Source organism: Salipaludibacillus daqingensis (genome assembly GCF_029891575.1).
Classification (GTDB): domain Bacteria; phylum Bacillota; class Bacilli; order Bacillales; family Salisediminibacteriaceae; genus Salipaludibacillus; species Salipaludibacillus daqingensis.
Genome location: NZ_JARZHF010000001.1, coordinates 752,148 through 767,990 on the forward strand (window position 1 = coordinate 752,148; position 15,843 = coordinate 767,990).

General features: G+C 36.4%; 16 protein-coding genes. 3 read left to right on the forward strand and 13 right to left on the reverse strand.

Translation table 11 applies throughout. The features are described from left to right. Window positions 1-79: 79 nt before the first annotated feature. The 4 genes from QDN89_RS03835 to QDN89_RS03850 all read right to left on the reverse strand — a co-directional run bounded on the left by QDN89_RS03835 (window position 80) and on the right by QDN89_RS03850 (window position 5,101). The gene (locus tag QDN89_RS03835) at window positions 80-1,051 is read right to left on the reverse strand and encodes an ABC transporter permease (protein WP_280768752.1); all 972 of its coding nucleotides are present in this window, start codon (window positions 1,049-1,051) and stop codon (window positions 80-82) included. After that, complete coding sequence (locus QDN89_RS03840; RefSeq protein ID WP_280768753.1) at window positions 1,052-2,113, reverse strand: ABC transporter permease; 1,062 nt, start codon at window positions 2,111-2,113, stop codon at window positions 1,052-1,054. It abuts the gene before it with no gap. Beyond that, window positions 2,113-3,639 carry an ABC transporter ATP-binding protein gene (locus tag QDN89_RS03845; RefSeq protein ID WP_280768754.1) on the reverse strand — a complete coding sequence of 509 codons (1,527 nt, stop codon included), beginning with the start codon at window positions 3,637-3,639 and terminating at the stop codon, window positions 2,113-2,115. The genes QDN89_RS03840 and QDN89_RS03845 overlap by 1 nt, the downstream gene beginning before the upstream one ends. 304 nt (window positions 3,640-3,943) lie before the next feature. Beyond that, window positions 3,944-5,101, reverse strand: coding sequence for a BMP family lipoprotein (locus tag QDN89_RS03850; RefSeq protein WP_280768755.1), 1,158 nt, complete (start codon window positions 5,099-5,101; stop codon window positions 3,944-3,946). A gap of 436 nt (window positions 5,102-5,537) precedes the next feature. Here QDN89_RS03850 and QDN89_RS03855 point away from each other — a divergent pair, with 436 nt between their 5' ends. Next, window positions 5,538-5,930, forward strand: a complete 393-nt coding sequence (locus QDN89_RS03855) for a response regulator (RefSeq protein WP_280768756.1) — start codon at window positions 5,538-5,540, stop codon at window positions 5,928-5,930. Between the two features lie 330 nt (window positions 5,931-6,260). Next, window positions 6,261-6,533 carry a hypothetical protein gene (locus QDN89_RS03860; RefSeq protein ID WP_280768757.1) on the forward strand — a complete coding sequence of 91 codons (273 nt, stop codon included), beginning with the start codon at window positions 6,261-6,263 and terminating at the stop codon, window positions 6,531-6,533. A gap of 128 nt (window positions 6,534-6,661) precedes the next feature. On the opposite strand, the gene eutH is transcribed toward QDN89_RS03860, so the two are convergent. From eutH to QDN89_RS03905, 9 genes are all read right to left on the reverse strand, one after another. Next, window positions 6,662-7,735: an ethanolamine utilization protein EutH gene (gene eutH, locus QDN89_RS03865; RefSeq protein ID WP_280768820.1), complete on the reverse strand. Its 1,074-nt coding sequence runs from the start codon at window positions 7,733-7,735 to the stop codon at window positions 6,662-6,664. Window positions 7,736-7,863: 128 nt separating this feature from the next. Then, on the reverse strand, window positions 7,864-8,298 hold the full coding sequence (locus tag QDN89_RS03870; RefSeq protein WP_280768758.1) for a hypothetical protein: 435 nt from the start codon (window positions 8,296-8,298) through the stop codon (window positions 7,864-7,866). A gap of 97 nt (window positions 8,299-8,395) precedes the next feature. Continuing rightward, on the reverse strand, window positions 8,396-10,228 hold the full coding sequence (locus tag QDN89_RS03875) for a PAS domain S-box protein (protein ID WP_280768759.1): 1,833 nt from the start codon (window positions 10,226-10,228) through the stop codon (window positions 8,396-8,398). Window positions 10,229-10,400: 172 nt separating this feature from the next. Then, window positions 10,401-11,294 (reverse strand): manganese catalase family protein, encoded by an 894-nt coding sequence (locus QDN89_RS03880; protein WP_280768760.1) that lies wholly within the window; start codon window positions 11,292-11,294, stop codon window positions 10,401-10,403. 97 nt (window positions 11,295-11,391) lie between these two features. Next, window positions 11,392-12,291, reverse strand: coding sequence for a DMT family transporter (locus QDN89_RS03885; protein WP_280768761.1), 900 nt, complete (start codon window positions 12,289-12,291; stop codon window positions 11,392-11,394). Between the two features lie 30 nt (window positions 12,292-12,321). Further along, a complete protein-coding gene (gene sfsA, locus QDN89_RS03890) occupies window positions 12,322-13,044 on the reverse strand; it encodes a DNA/RNA nuclease SfsA (protein WP_280768762.1) in 723 nt (240 codons plus the stop codon). 18 nt (window positions 13,045-13,062) lie between these two features. Further along, window positions 13,063-13,620, reverse strand: a complete 558-nt coding sequence (locus QDN89_RS03895; protein ID WP_280768763.1) for a hypothetical protein — start codon at window positions 13,618-13,620, stop codon at window positions 13,063-13,065. 112 nt (window positions 13,621-13,732) lie between these two features. Beyond that, window positions 13,733-14,050: a YbjQ family protein gene (locus tag QDN89_RS03900; RefSeq protein ID WP_280768764.1), complete on the reverse strand. Its 318-nt coding sequence runs from the start codon at window positions 14,048-14,050 to the stop codon at window positions 13,733-13,735. Window positions 14,051-14,084: 34 nt separating this feature from the next. Then, window positions 14,085-14,954 (reverse strand): DUF1028 domain-containing protein, encoded by an 870-nt coding sequence (locus tag QDN89_RS03905; protein WP_425335366.1) that lies wholly within the window; start codon window positions 14,952-14,954, stop codon window positions 14,085-14,087. A gap of 129 nt (window positions 14,955-15,083) precedes the next feature. Here QDN89_RS03905 and QDN89_RS03910 point away from each other — a divergent pair, with 129 nt between their 5' ends. Further along, window positions 15,084-15,737 (forward strand): SDR family oxidoreductase, encoded by a 654-nt coding sequence (locus tag QDN89_RS03910; RefSeq protein ID WP_280768765.1) that lies wholly within the window; start codon window positions 15,084-15,086, stop codon window positions 15,735-15,737. Window positions 15,738-15,843: the final 106 nt, after the last annotated feature.

The following is a 15,843-nucleotide window of genomic DNA, read 5'->3' on the forward strand; positions in this document are numbered from 1 at the left end:
AAAAAACATCACTCTATTTATCCAATATTAACCAAAAAAGAACACGACTATGTCGTGTTCTTTGAACAATATAAAATGATTAACGGCTACCTTTTTCATAAGGTTGATTTAATGCCTTCGGAGGTTCTGCTTTACCAACAAATCCAGCCAGAGCTAGAATCGTGAGTACATAAGGCAGAATCAACATATAAACTTGTGGAACATTCGCTAGTCCTGGTATTTGCTGAGCGGATATACTTAACGCTTGCGCAAAACCAAAGAATATAGCTGCTCCCATAGCTCCAAACGGATGCCATTTACCAAATATCAGTGCGGCTAAAGCCATAAAACCTTGACCAACAATTGTTCCACCAGCAAAGTTTCCTGCAGTTGTAATCGCATATACTGCACCACCACTACCTGCAAAGGCTCCACTTAGCATAACGCCAATATATCTCATTCGATTAACGTTAATTCCCATCGTGTCTGCTGCCATTGGATGTTCCCCCACTGAGCGAAGACGAAGACCGAATGGTGTTTTAAATACGACATACCATACAACGATTGCAATCAAAAATGCTATATATGTTGTGGCATACACTCGTGAAAATAGCATCGGTCCAATGATTGGGATCTCACTTAAAAACGGTACATTAATTCGGAATAAACGAGCTCCTGAAGAAATGGTGTCTGTTTGGCCTTTATCAAACACTTCACGAACAATATAAACCGTTAAACCAACTGCTAAGAAGTTCAAAGCGACACCACTAACGATTTGATCTGCTCGCAGTGTAATCGATGCAACAGCGTGGAACAAAGAAAACAAAGCACCTAATACAATAGCTACTAATATCCCCATCCAAGCGGATGCTGCTCCAAAACCTAACGAATCAAAAAATAATGTACCAATAATACCTCCAAAAGCTCCCATAACCATGAGCCCTTCTAGGCCTATATTTACTACTCCGGATCTTTCTGAAAACAAACCACCCATTGCTGTGAGAAGAAGAGGGGTAGCTGCAATCAGAGCAGCCGGGACAATAGTGTAAAGGATTGGTAGTATCAAATCCATTTATTTCCCCTCCTTCTTGCTTTGAAAGCGGCTATAGATCCAACGAATCAAATAGCTTGATGCTACAAAGAAAATAATTAAAGCAATAATAATTTCAACAAGTTCAGGTGCAACACCTGCTTGACTTTGCATATTATTGGCCCCTTGTTTCAAACCACCAAATAAGAAGGCTGATAAAAAGATACCAATGGATGTACTAGACCCTAAAAGAGCAACGGCAATCCCATCAAATCCATAGTTCGTAAACGATGGTAAGATATTTGCATAATTATATGTTCCTAAGCCAAGCATTGCTCCGCCAACTCCTGCAAAAGCACCTGAAACAGACATAGAAAGAATGATGTTCATATTCACACTCATCCCTGCATATGAGGAAGCGTGTTTATTGTAACCGACAGAACGAAGTTCAAATCCTTTTTTAGTTTTCCAAAGAATAAACCACATAATGACACAAGCAATGACTGCAACCAAGAATCCCCAATGAAGTCGGGAAAAATTTGTGATATTTGTTAAAAATTCTGAAGAAAGAGACGCTGAATCATTTACGAATGCTGTTCGCTGACCTGATTCTATCATGTAATTTCTTATAAAATGGTTAACTACATGCATAGCTATATAGTTCATCATAATCGTCACGATAACTTCATGCACTTGAAACCTTGCTTTTAAAATACCCGGAACAAAACCCCATAATGCACCTGCTAATGCACCTGCTAAAAGGGCAAGGGGTAAATGGATAATCATCGGGGCTTCAATAGCAATTCCCACTAAAACAGATGTGAACCAACCTACGATAAGTTGACCCTCTACACCAATGTTTAATAGTCCAGTTCTAAAAGCAAAGGCTACTGCTAAACCGGAGAAAATTAATGGCGTCATGCGTTGTAACGTTTCTCCGAAATCATATGGAGTTCCGAAAATACCACTAATTAATGCTCCATAAGCAGTGATTGGGTTATTACCACTGACAAGCATAATCACAGCACCTGCTACGAAACCAAATAAAATTGCTATTAAAGGTACGAAAACACCTGTCAAATTACCTTTAAATACATTCTTCATTATTGCGGCTCACCTACTTCCCTCTTACCACCAGCCATAAGAAGACCGAGTTCTTTTTCATCTGTGTCCTTTGCGTCTAATATTTCAACAATCTTTCCTTCATAAATAACAGCAATTCGATCACTTACATTTAGTACTTCATCTAATTCAAGGGATACAAGAAGTACCGCTCGTCCCTTATCTCTTTCTTCTACTAATTTTTTATGAATAAATTCAATCGCACCAACATCTAATCCTCGAGTAGGTTGCGCTGCAATGAGAAGATCAGGTGAACGATCCACTTCCCTTGCTATTATCGCTTTTTGTTGGTTCCCTCCAGATAAGGACCTAGCTAATGTTTTTTCATTCGGTGTTCGTACATCATATTCTTCGATTAATTTGCGAGCTTTCTCATACATTTTCGGATAATTCAACACACCATTTTTCGTGAACGGCTTCTGGTAATACGTTTGCAATAATACGTTCTCACCTACAGTAAATTCAAGAACAAGACCATGTTTATGGCGATCTTGTGGGATATGCCCTACACCTGCCTCTGTTACTTTTCGTGGTTTATAACCAGTAATATCCTTACCGGAAACGATGATTTTACCACTTTTAGCTTGTCTTAAACCTGTAAGAGCCTCTATCATTTCCGTTTGACCATTTCCATCTACTCCGGCAACACCCATGATCTCCCCAGCTCGTACATCTAAAGAAAGTCCATCAACAACATCAATTTTTCTTGCATCCTCTACTATCAAATCTTTAATCGACAGAACTTGGTCCTTGGGTTTTGCTTCCGTTTTTTCCACTGCAAAGCTTACTTCTCTTCCAACCATCATTTCAGCAAGACTGTTTTCCGTCGAGTCTGCAACTTCAACGGTACCAATACCTCGTCCACGACGAATAACCGTACAACGATCACATACTTGTAGTATTTCTTTTAACTTATGAGTAATTAAAATAATTGATTTACCTTCACTGATTAAGTTCTTCATAATTTGAATAAGTTCTTTAATTTCTTGTGGAGTAAGTGCAGCAGTAGGCTCATCAAATATAAGAATTTCCGCTCCACGGTATAATGTTTTTAATATTTCAGCACGCTGTTGCATACCTACCGAAATATCTTCAATTTTTGCATTTGCATCTACTCGCAAACCATAACGATCTGAAATTTCTGCTACATCTTTTGCAGCTTTTCGAAGATCAATCGCTCCACGTTTAGTAGGTTCACTACCTAAAATAATGTTTTCTGTTACGGAGAAATTTTGCACTAACATAAAATGTTGGTGAACCATTCCAATGCCCAATTCATTCGCTACATTAGGATCCGTAACGTCCACTTTTTCCCCACGAACCTTAATTTCCCCTTTTTCAGGTTGATACAAGCCGAACAAGACGTTCATCAGTGTTGATTTCCCTGCTCCGTTTTCACCTAGTAACGCATGAATTTCGCCTTGTTTGACCTGTAGCGTAATATTGTCATTGGCAACGATACCGGGAAACTCTTTTCGTATGTTGTTCATCTCGATTACGTATTCCAATGTAAACACTCCTATCGGACTCATTAGAAAAAATTTGATAGCCGCCAAGTCAAAAGAAGGTTTATTCGACAGTTTTGTCAAATGTTCCACACTTTATCAATGGAAGTGACACCATAGATTTTCTTTATATTTATTCAATAGAGAAGTTAATAGCCGAAAAAACAGTATCTCAAATGTTCTAATAAGATTCACTCATTACTTCTCACTTGATTATTATCTCTATTTAAGTTTTACCTATAAACAAAGGCTAGTACAAGACTAGCCTCATTTATGTCTTATAGGTAATTCAAATGTCTTTTAATTATTATAGGGAACCTTCGAAATCTTCATACTCATCATCAGTTTGTGGAACTTCGATTTCTCCGTTTAAAATCATCGCTTCGTATTCTTCAACAGCTTCTAATGCTTCATCTGAAACATTGTCTCTTGTTTCTGCAATACCTACACCTTGATCTTCAAGACCAAATTCAAGAATCTCTCCTCCAGGGAAGTTTCCATTCATCGTATCTTCAGAAACTTGGTAAACTGATTGGTCCACACGCTTAACCATTGAAGTTAAAATAACGTTTCCTTCTGACCATTCACCTTCAGTAAGCGCTTGGTCTTGGTCTACGCCGATTGCCCATACGTTTTCTCCACCTTCATTACGGTCAATCGCTTCAGTAAATAGACCATTACCAGTACCACCGGCTGCATGATAAATGATGTCTGCGCCATTACCATACATTGTGTCAGCAATTTGCTGACCACGTGAAGCATCGTTAAAGTCTTGAGCATACTGAACAGTAATTTCAATATCTGGGTTAGCATATTTAGCTCCGGCTTTGAAACCATTTTCAAATTTCTTAATTAGTGGACTTTCTACTCCACCAATGAAACCGATCTGATCTGTTTCACTATGCATAGCTGCAACGGCACCTACTAAGAATGAACCCTCATGCTCAGCAAATGTAATATTAGCAATGTTTGAAACAGGTTGATCGTCGTCACCCATTACAACAGTATCAACAATGGCAAAGTTTTGATCTTCGTTTTGTTGAGCAATTGTACGAATATCATCTTCCATTAAGAAACCAATTGCGAATGTTAAATCAGTTCCTTGACGAGCTAAGTCATTTAAGTTTGGTGCATAGTCAGAAGCATCACTTGATTGGATGTAGTCCACTTCGGCTTCAGGATAATCTTCGCCGAACATTGTTAAACCAGCCCAAGCGGATTCATTAAAGGAACGGTCGTCAACTCCACCTACATCAGTAACCATCTTAGAAGAGAAAGCTTCTCCATCTCCTGTTGCTTCATTGTTACCTTCGTTTTCGTTGTTGCCTTCATTCTCTGTTACTTCATTGTTGTTATTTCCATTCTCATTAATTGGCGTGGTGTCATCATTGTTTTCACCACAAGCAGCTAGAAGTGTACCAGCAGCTAGTACAGAAGAAACAACCATCATCATACGTTTTTTCATTTTGTAAATCCCCCTTGATCCTTTTTTTTTGCTCCCATCGTGCAATATGTAACACGATGGTAACTATGCCACTATTATGACATATTATGAAGAAAATTATAATCTGTAAAACGTTTTCAAAAAAATATTTATTTACTTGTACGATGTCTGACATCTAAAGTAAACAGACTACTTTTGAAACGTTTTTTGATTCGTGTTTAATATACCATTAAATGATTTAATAATAAATAGTTTTTTAGATAATTTTATGAATTTCTCTACTTTTATTAAAACGCTTACATTTTCAAGCGTCTTTTTATCAAAGTTTTGTCAATTTTTTTGCATAGACAACACATGTAAACTCCTATTTTATGGTAGTATAAATGATAGAGATGCATCTTAGAGTGGCTGGCTTATTGCAATCTATTGATCATTATTTAAAATGGGGGCGAATTTTTTGAAGGCACTTTCAATCCTTGTATGTGATGACTCCGAATTAATACGAATGCAAATGAACGAAGTATTAAGGTCTATCGGGGTAAAAAATATTCTCGAAGCCAAAGACGGTGAAGAAGCTGTAAAGATCTGTGTAGAAAAAGAACCTCAACTGGTTTTTATGGATATCATTATGCCTAACAAAGATGGCATTGCCGCGTTAAAACAAATAAAACAAAAGACCCCTCATATTAAAGTAATTATGGCTTCATCTTCATCAGGTCATTCTCATTTAAGAAAGTCGCTATTACTTGGTGCACACACATTTATTAAAAAACCAATTAGCGAAGTCGTTATTCGCGATATCATATACAACCATCTCGACGAACAGTCCAAATCATCAACAAAAGTGTAATCGATTTAATAGCTGGGTGACACACACGTGCTCCGTCTCGGTATATCATTCTTTAGAAAGAGACTTACATTATCCCCGAATGTTCATAATATTTTTCTAGTTCGTAGCATGCCCTCTACTTTTTTTCTTATTTATACCTTTTCTTTATTAATACACCTGTTCGACTCTTACCCTTCATTGTTTGTGGTCTTTTTTTCCGATGGAAACCTTTAACCACGAGTTTTATAATCATTCCCAAAAAATACTTCAAATTTATTTTCATTTGTTTTTTATTTTTTAAATCGGGAATGCATAATATAACAACAAGAGCAATTTAAAGGAGGTCAAACAATGAAAACTAGTAATCAATCATTTATGTATAAGTGGCATAGGTTTTGGGTCCTGTGGCATGATACAAAGCATCACTATTACGGAAGTATTTGGCATGAGAAAAGGAAAGAAAAACATGAGAAACAATTAAGAGAACTAATCATTTCTAAACATGACTTCTCAACAGAATCAAAGGATCCAAACAATAATGCTGATGAGTCTAAAAAGGAATCTGCAGCATCTTTTGAAGAAATTCCTAATTCGACTACTAAATCATCAACAGCGAATGGGTAAATAACACTTGGGCTAATCTCTAAGTTAATAAAATGGTCTTTCTCTGAATTTCCTACCCTTCGAATAGAAGAAGAGGAACCAGCACGTCCTTTCTTCGACCGTTTTATAATTATATGTTCTATTAGCAATTAATTGTGGTGAAAAGATATATATGCAATGGATATAGCTAAAATACCTGCTGTTAATTTTCCAACCATCATCGGAATCACCATGTCTGGTTCTAGCGCAGCTGTGAATCCTAGATGACCTCCTAATACAAAAGCTCCACTAACCGAAAAAGCAATATTCATTAGCTTCCCCTTTTGATCTAATTCATGGAGTTTTTTGTACATAGGAATACTGTGAGCCAAGGATGAAACAAAACCTATCCAAGCTAGATCTGAAATACCACTTTTCTTGATAACAGGACGAAAAAAAGAGATGACGCTTTTTTTTAAAAAATAAACGAAAGGGAAGGCCCCCGCTAAAGCTAGTACAATAAGTCCGACGATTTCCATAGATTCACTAAATGGTGTAAGGCCTTGAATTAATGTTATTCCAGTTAATTCATGAATGGCAACAATTCCAATAACAATAGATACAAGTGCCATGACAATTTTTCCAATGAACACAAAAATCATAATCATGATTTTATCCAACCATAAAAGACCAGCAATGATGAACAACACAAATATGATGACAGGTAATAACTGCATAAAAAGAAAAGTTGCTGGAAAACCAGAGATTAGCCCCGCCAAAAAAGCTCCTATTGGTACTGGAATTAAACCAATCATAATTCCCTTTGCCAAGATAGGATAATCCCTTTTATGTATAAATCCTAGAGCAACTGGTATTGTAAAAACAAAAGTCGGGCCTAACATAGTAGCTAAAATGACACCAGAAAAAATGCCAGCTTCTTCGCTCGTTGCTAATTCCTGCGCAAGTGGATACCCTCCCATATCAATAGCTAGGATCATTCCTGGAAACATTGCTGGATCTGCCCCAAGCATGGAAAATACTGGGCTCACAATTGGTTTCAATAATTCGGCTAGAACTGGAGCAATCGTTATCATCCCTACCATCACGAGTGCGAGAGGTCCCATTGCTTGAAACCCCTCATCAAAAGCTTCTCCATACCCCTTTTTATTCCCTCTCATTTTATCAATAATACCTGCCACCATAAAAACGATTAAAGTCCACATAATAATCGAATAAATCCACATTTTTTTCACCTAATCCTCTAATAAATACTCCATTAGTTAATAATTTCTGAATAAGAGATATTAACTAATGAAGCTTAATACTTCGAAAAATAAAACCACACATTCTCTCGAACGGTGGCTTATTTCCCTTATTCAAAAGCTATTTCTGAAAGACCAACAACTAGCAGCGCCTCTATTTCTTCTGGAGTTAACCTCTCTAACACTTTCTTTTCCAGTTCGACCTGCTCTTCTAGCGTCAATCCACGAGATGCTTTAGATGTAATATCCCGGATTTCTCCTAATGAGAATTTACTCACTAATAATTTTGTCGCATCTTCCTTCGTCGTAAATGGAAGGTCTTCTTTCGGAATCGACGATCCTTGGGATATAGGTAAATCTCCTCGATAGTTATCGATCATAGAAGCTACGTCAGAATCTTTCATAAGGGCATCTAACGTTTCCTCATCCAATACTTCACTCTTCACCTGATCAATTAATTGGTCTGAAGCATAGGTTAATAAAATACGATATCCACCGTAAGATATTGCTAGCATAATAATGATAAATATAATGACTTTTTTCATTTATTTCTTCCCTTCAATAAATAACAAATAGAATACCTTTATTATAAACGGAAAGACTTTTAATACATAGAATTTTTCTTGTATATCCATCGATTCCCTAATCCTTTGAATAAATCGGTAATTTAACTGTGAACCTTGTCCCTTCCCCTTCTTTACTACAAACTTGAATATCTCCACCATGATCTTCAATGATTTGATAGGATACCATTAAACCAAGTCCTGTCCCCTTTTCTTTCGTTGTAAAAAACGGTTCCCCTACTTTTGATAAGAGTGACTCGGGTATGCCACAACCTTCATCGATAATTTCAATGATAGCAAAATCATTTTCTTCCCATAAGTTCACTATTATTTTCCCACTATCCATGGCTTCAATGGCATTTTTTATAAAATTAATGAATACTTGTTTAATTTGACTGCTCGTACAATATACCTTAGCTTGCTCTGTGTATTCATATTTTTCTATATAAATGTTTTTAATAATCGCTTGTGTATTTAATAGTGTAATAATGTGATCTAATAAAGAGTTCATGGAGCAGACTTCTTTATTTATCGATTGTGGCTTCGATAAAACTAGCAGTTCATTTAATATTTGCTCGATACGTCCAAACTCTGATTTCATTATCTCAAAGTACTCTTTTTTCCCTTCCCCGCTCATTTCAATTAATTGAAGAAAACCTTTTAAAGATGTGAGTGGATTGCGAATCTCATGAGCGATTCCAGCTGCAAGTTGTCCAACTGCAGATAGTTTCTCTGATTGATAAAGAAGTTCATCAGATTTTTTCTTTTCTGTTATATCTCTAAACGTGTAGACTTTTCCAACTACTTTATTTATTCCAGCAATCGGGGTCATGACGTATTCAATGATGATTGGCTGACCATCTTTTCGAAAAATACTCACATCACTTACTCTAATAATTTTTTCATCTAATCCATGTTCGTCATTATTTGTAGAATCAGTTGTCCAAAGAGGTGAGTTTACCTCCTTAAAAATTCTATTCACAATGTCTAAATTCAACTCTTCTTTTTTATATCCCGTCATTTTTTCTGCTGCCCGATTCCACATAATCACATTTTGGTGACCATCAAAGCCAACAATTCCATCTTCTACCGAGTTAAGTATCAGTTCATTCATCTGAGAAACTTCCAAATATTTTTCAAGACTATCTCTCTCAGCCGTAATATCTTTAAGTATCCCATAAACACCAATAATATTTGATTGAACAATGATTGGCAGCGCAGTAAGAAAGAGATGAAATGGACGTTTAAATTCTTTAGTAAAATTAAGTTCTGTCGTTTGCGGCTTTCCATTTTTAGCATAATTAAATATATTTTTTACTCGTTCTTTCAACTCATCGGGTATAAATTCAAGGTAATGACTACCTAAAAATAACTTTTCATCAGTTGGAAACAACGTTTTAAATGCTGTGTTTAAAGCAAGAAAATTCCCATCTAAATCAATTGAACACACCGCATCCGGATGCTTTTGAAATAATGTTCGATAACTTTCTTCCACCACTTCCATTGCAACATGTTTTTCCGTAATATCTTGAAAGATGATGAGTAACCCATTTTTTTTAGGATAAGCTTTAACATGAAACCATGAATCAAAAGCTGGATCATACTCATCGAATTCCATTACATCGTTTTTCAAATGAGCATGGTGGTATGCTTCATAAAATAACGTTTTCACTAAATGCGGGTATTCTTGCCATATTTGTTTTCCTAACAGTTTCTCTCGATCATGCCTTAACAATTTTTCTGCCGATTGATTTATGTACTCAAACTCCCAATTTAAATTTAAAAAAAGCACACCATCTGAAAGAAGATCCATCGTAGAAGAAAAAGAATCAATTAGAGAATCCTTCGTTTGTTCTTTACTTAGAATCGAACAAATATCATTCGCTCGTTGATTTGTCTTGTCTGTTGTCATCATGTTCACCTCAACATCTATATATCTCATGGTAACTTATTCTTATCTTACCAAATAATTGATCACTTTTCGGAAATTTTTCAAAGTTATCCTGTTTTTTTATCTACTTAACTCTCCATGATTTGATAAAAAACACGACTGCTCGGAAGCAGTCGTGTCGTTTTTTGTAGAATTATAAACCTGCTGACCTTTGTAGCCTTTTGGCGATTTCTTGAAAATCCTCCTCTGACACTCCAGGGGCAAATTCTTCAGGAACTTCTTCAAAGTCTGGGATAGGGGCTCCCCGTGGCGCTCCTTGAATAACTTCAAGAGTACCTCCATCTGGATGCTCTCCTTTCCAGATTTGGCTAATTTGTTTATAATCCTCTGGACTAAATGTATAAAGTTTCCGATGTTTTCCTTGCGCTTCAAATTTTCTTGCAGTATCAAATTTACGATTATCCAAATCTGGAATCGGTAACATTTTCTTCATATCGACTCCTGTCATAATCTCTATCGCTTTCGCATAAGCAAGAACATGCACCCCACCTCGAACAAGAAGGTAACCTATCATTTCCCTAGCCACAGGGTGATCCGTCATTTCATAAACACGCATTTTATGGGTTCTTGCTCCACACTCAAGGAAGAAATTGTGCAGTAAATCGAGAACTAAGTTACCGCTATTAAATACATTATCCCCGGTCCACGGTCTTCCCATAGAATCTCCTGGTAGAGATGTTTGTGCCGTTTGAATAAAGTGATATGAATTTCTTTTGTCTTTCGCATTTTCCATTGGTGCTATGTTTGGGTCCCCTGGAAATGTTGTTCCAGTAATCATTAAATTAATCGTATTCGACACTAATTCCACATGACCAAATTCTTCAGCAGTAATACTAGCTATTAGCTCATAAAACGGTCGGAACTTCTTTTTTTGTCTGAAATTAAATGATTGAAACATATAATTATTCAAAGTTGACATCTCACCATACTTACCACCTAATAACTCTTGGACTGCAGCAGCTGCATTCGCATCTGGACTATCGGGTCTCGGAAGCTCAATTTGTAGCTTATCCAATCTCAAAATCATAGGATATTCCTCCTTATCATTAAAACGAACGTTTGATTTTCCGAACCGTTCATCTCATCTATATGACAGAAGGAACTTGGCCTACTACCAAACTCACTTAAGAAGTTCCTATTTTTTTTGAAAAGTCCGTATTGGATTTCTCACTTACAGATCTAATCGATGTAAATACAACGATGGCAAAGATAATAAAAATTCCAACCCACTCTACTCCATTAGGAATTTCATTAAATAGAATCATCGCTGCCGCAATGCCATAAACTGGTTCTAATGTTGTAATGATACTCGCTTTTTGTACATTGACTTGCTTTAATCCTCCAATAAACATCACATGCGCAACAGCTGTAAACAAAACTCCTAATAAGATTAGCAATAATACATTTACTATTTCAAACGTTGGTTGTTGAAATAATAAAATAGGAGCTAACCATACGAATGCAAATAAGTTTTGATAAAACCCTACTTTTAAACTGTCATATGATGCAACATACTTCCGATTCAATATGGAAAGTACCGCAAAGCTTGCGCCTGAAACAAGTCCCCACAAAGCACCAACCGTCATGGAGGAATCCAAATTTATTTCAGGGATAATTAAATAAACGCCAATCATTGTAAGAAAAGCTAATAGGAAACTTTGCGGTTGTAATTTCTCTCGAAAAAACATTGGTTCAAGTAAACTTGCGAAAACTGGAAATGTTGCAAACGTCATTAATCCAATGGCCACAGTTGAAAGTTGAATAGCATGAAAAAAACTAACCCAATGCAAAGCTAATAACGCTCCCACAAATAAGAAGGCAATCGTATCTTTTTTCGTTTTAATTTTTATCGATTTTTTTTGCACGCTCAAAATTGCTGCTAGAAATAGGCTAGCAAAAAATACTCTACCGAGAACAATCATTAATGCAGAAAGAACAATCCAATTTGCAAATAACCCTGATAAACCAAACAATAGAACAGCTAAATGTATGTAGACTAATTCACGTGGCATTTTAAATTTCAACCAATTTGCCTCCTTATTGGAGCTGTTTCACTAAATATGTATAGGGATTTCATCTAAAAGTTGAATGCCATCTAACGACACTTTGCAACGACAGCCAACAATCTTCACGCCTGATTTAGCTGCACTTTTCAGAGCCTCAGAAAACACTGGATCAATATCTGTTGCTGGTCTTATCTCTTCTATATCTTCTCGTTGAGCAACAAAAAGCAAACTGGCCTTCCAATTTTTTTCTTTATTTATTTCAATCAGTTCTAACACATGTTTCGTGCCACGCGACGTCACTGCATCAGGGAAAAAACCAATTTTCTTATCATTTACTAACGTCACCCCTTTAACTTCCACAACCATTTGCTCTTCGTCTCTTTTTAACAAATGATCCCATCTGGAGTGACCTTTTGTATACTCCGCTCGAACATACTCCCATCCTTTATATGAAAGAAGTATGTTCGATGAAAAAGCGAGCTGTGCAATTCTGTTAGGTACTTGAGAATTAATAGATACCCAACCTCTGGAATCAGCTGATTGCACACAAACAGCTGAGAATCGAGTCTTTCTTTTCGGATTATCATTTGGTAATAAATAGACTTCTTGTCCTTCGATAAGAAGTTCTTTTAACCTACCTGAATCAGGCAAGTGCGCCTCCACTTTCTCCCCGCTTTCTTTTAGTTTACATTTAATCATAAAACGGTTTATTCTTTCTACAAAATAAGATGGAACCATTAACGATGAATAGTTTATTTTAACTTTTGTCATACAAAACTCCTTAAGGTATTATTCTTTTACCTCAATTACAATAGATGAGATATAATTATGTCTCTCCGGTTCTTCCTCTATAAATGTTTCAAAATTCGTTCGTAATTCAATTTCGTATTCTCCTATAGGGAAGCCTTTTTCATCCATAAACAAGTGATAAAATTCAGCATGTTCGTCCGAGTCCCTAAAACCTATTTTCTTCTCGAATGATTCTTCATACCATTTGTTTTTCTGTAAAATCGTTGTTTGTTCCGTACCATCCATCATATAAGGAATTTCTAACCCTCTATTGATTTCAACAATGTCAAAAAAGAACGGGCTCTCTAAGTAACCTATTTCCATTTCTTCTTCATCACCAATGTATTTAAGTTTCCCTTTCATCATTACTTCTTCATCAGGAGAGTAACTTATTTTTTCTGAAATGAGTCTCAGGACAAAATCTCCTACATCTGTTTCTGAAACTAATGTATCTGAAAGCCTTGTAGACTGATTTATTTCATTTGTTGTTTCGTCAGGGGTATCGTTGCTGCATGCTGTAAGTAATATGATTAAGAGTATCAAAGGTTTTAGATCCATCACAACCTCCCTTCATTTGCTGAACTAGGATTAGGATAACAGTAAACTTTCATTGTATTACTAAGTTCCGCAAACCATTCACATTGGACGACACAATGATATTACTACACCTTTAACCCCTTAATTTAACCGCAGTTCCGTAAATCATTACTTCTGATGATCCAGACATAATTGAAGAAGTTGTATAACGCACGTTGACTATGGCATCAGCCCCTAATTTATTTGCCTGATCAATCATTTCCTTTTCTGCAATTTCTCTTGCCTCATTAAACATCTCTTCGTATTCTTTCATTTTACCTCCGACTAACCCTCTTAATCCTCCTACAATATCTTTCCCGATATGTTTAGCCTGCACTGTATTTCCAGAAACAACTCCTAATGATTGAACGATTTCTACCCCTGCAATTTGTTCTGTATTCACAATGATCATCTTTTATCTTCCTTCCATTATTCGATTCTTTTGTTTACGTTGTTTTCATATATTCAATAACATGTAAATCGATAAACAGGTCATCTCGCCAGCGTTCTTCAAAATTTTCTTGCATATAATATCTTTTTAACTGTTTTTTCGTTAGTTCTGAATAATGATCCTCCACTGATTCAAGAAGTCCTTTTTTTATAAGTAATTTTTGAACCAACTCTAACGTCTGGCCTTCCATCGGTAATAACGTATTTTCATCAGGTTTATGGAAGTATAGTTTATGCAATTCATATAAACGCTTCAACTCTTTTATTGGTTCATGGTGATCGTCGACCCTTAAATCATATTTCCGATCATTATATCCACCATAACCTCCCTCATCTTGGACGATAAACAAAGCAGCTGATTGCTTTCCTCTTGAATCACCTCCAGCATTTTGAGCTTTTTCCAAAGCTTCAAGTAAACGATCGGCTAACGAACCGTTTGTTGATTCAAAAACATCAATAAATTGGTTTATTGTTTCTTCACTAATTAAAATATTCCCTTGTGCTGAACAGTATTTCCCTGTCTTGTGCCCTGCCCAGTGGTAACACTTTTTCCCTGTAAATGTTGCAACTTCACCTTTGGCATCCATGACAGAAAACTGTCGTAAATCTCTATCTTCATCTTTCTCAATGAGCTTCTCAACAACTTCTTCCACAGTGAAACCTTTTTCCAAATAGTTTAGACCTCTCGGACCGAAGGAAGTATTAGCAAAAGACTGCGTTGCTATCGCACCAACTCCAGCTTTTGCCCAAGGAACGACCGAACCTACTCCAAGAAACTTTGATTGAACTGCGATTCCCCATTCTTGTGTTTCTGGATCAAACCCAATAATGGAAAAGGTTGCTACTTTTGGCCAATTATCCATCATTACACCCACCCCTTTTTTCTATTTCTATCATAATCTTCTGAAATTAATTCCGTCAACGCTTCTTTTAGATGTTTATGTTTAATGACTATATTAATTGGGAACAAGTGGCTAATGAAAGGAGCTGTTTAAATGAAAGTTTTAATTATCGGTGCTAATGGACAAATTGGTAAGAATATGGTTAAGATGATTGGTTTAAGTAGCGACCATGAAGCTAGAGCGATGGTCCGCAATGAAAAGCAACGAGAAACAATGGAAGATTTAGGTGCCGATGAAGTAGTTATTGGAAACCTCGAAGAAGACTTTTCTCATGCCTTTAATAATACGGATGCCGTGATTTTCACAGCTGGATCTGGAGGTCATACTGGAAAAGATAAAACGGAACTTGTCGATAAAATAGGTGCTATCAAATCGATTGAAGAAGCTGAAAAAGCTGGAGTTTCTAGGTTTATTATGATTAGTACCATTCGTGCTGATAAACCAGAAGAAGGTCCTGAATCTATGAAGCATTACTTCGAGGCGAAAGGTGCTGCTGATGAAACATTGCAAAATAGCTCTCTCAACTACACTATTTTAAGGCCTGGAAGCCTTTCAAATGATCCTGGAATCGGGACAATCACTGCAAAGCTTTCTCTTGATAAGCTTGATGCACAAATACCTCGGGAAGATGTAGCTAATGCGGCTGTAAATTCATTAACTATAGAAGAAACGTATCATAGTACCATTGAACTTCTTACTGGAGATACGGCTATCGGTGAGGCCTTGAAGACATTTAAAAACCTATAATATTCATAAATAAGTTGACCATAATAAATCTCCCCTTGCTGAAATAGACAAGGGGAGTTATTTATATATGCATCTCTCTTTTTTACGAATTGCAGAGATTCACCAT

What these genes read in the sequence shown, in the direction of transcription:
- QDN89_RS03880 (WP_280768760.1), bottom strand. Translation starts at nt 11,294, where the DNA reads ATGATTTTGAGATTGGATAAGCTACAAATTGAGCTTCCGAGACCCGAT.
- QDN89_RS03870 (WP_280768758.1), bottom strand. Translation starts at nt 8,298, where the DNA reads ATGAAAAAAGTCATTATATTTATCATTATTATGCTAGCAATATCTTAC.
- QDN89_RS03875 (WP_280768759.1), bottom strand. Translation starts at nt 10,228, where the DNA reads ATGACAACAGACAAGACAAATCAACGAGCGAATGATATTTGTTCGATT.
- QDN89_RS03905 (WP_425335366.1), bottom strand. Translation starts at nt 14,954, where the DNA reads ATGATGGATAATTGGCCAAAAGTAGCAACCTTTTCCATTATTGGGTTT.
- sfsA (WP_280768762.1), bottom strand. Translation starts at nt 13,044, where the DNA reads ATGACAAAAGTTAAAATAAACTATTCATCGTTAATGGTTCCATCTTAT.
- QDN89_RS03910 (WP_280768765.1), top strand. Translation starts at nt 15,084, where the DNA reads ATGAAAGTTTTAATTATCGGTGCTAATGGACAAATTGGTAAGAATATG.
- QDN89_RS03900 (WP_280768764.1), bottom strand. Translation starts at nt 14,050, where the DNA reads ATGATCATTGTGAATACAGAACAAATTGCAGGGGTAGAAATCGTTCAA.
- QDN89_RS03840 (WP_280768753.1), bottom strand. Translation starts at nt 2,113, where the DNA reads ATGAAGAATGTATTTAAAGGTAATTTGACAGGTGTTTTCGTACCTTTA.
- QDN89_RS03850 (WP_280768755.1), bottom strand. Translation starts at nt 5,101, where the DNA reads ATGAAAAAACGTATGATGATGGTTGTTTCTTCTGTACTAGCTGCTGGT.
- QDN89_RS03895 (WP_280768763.1), bottom strand. Translation starts at nt 13,620, where the DNA reads ATGGATCTAAAACCTTTGATACTCTTAATCATATTACTTACAGCATGC.
- eutH (WP_280768820.1), bottom strand. Translation starts at nt 7,735, where the DNA reads ATGTGGATTTATTCGATTATTATGTGGACTTTAATCGTTTTTATGGTG.
- QDN89_RS03860 (WP_280768757.1), top strand. Translation starts at nt 6,261, where the DNA reads ATGAAAACTAGTAATCAATCATTTATGTATAAGTGGCATAGGTTTTGG.
- QDN89_RS03835 (WP_280768752.1), bottom strand. Translation starts at nt 1,051, where the DNA reads ATGGATTTGATACTACCAATCCTTTACACTATTGTCCCGGCTGCTCTG.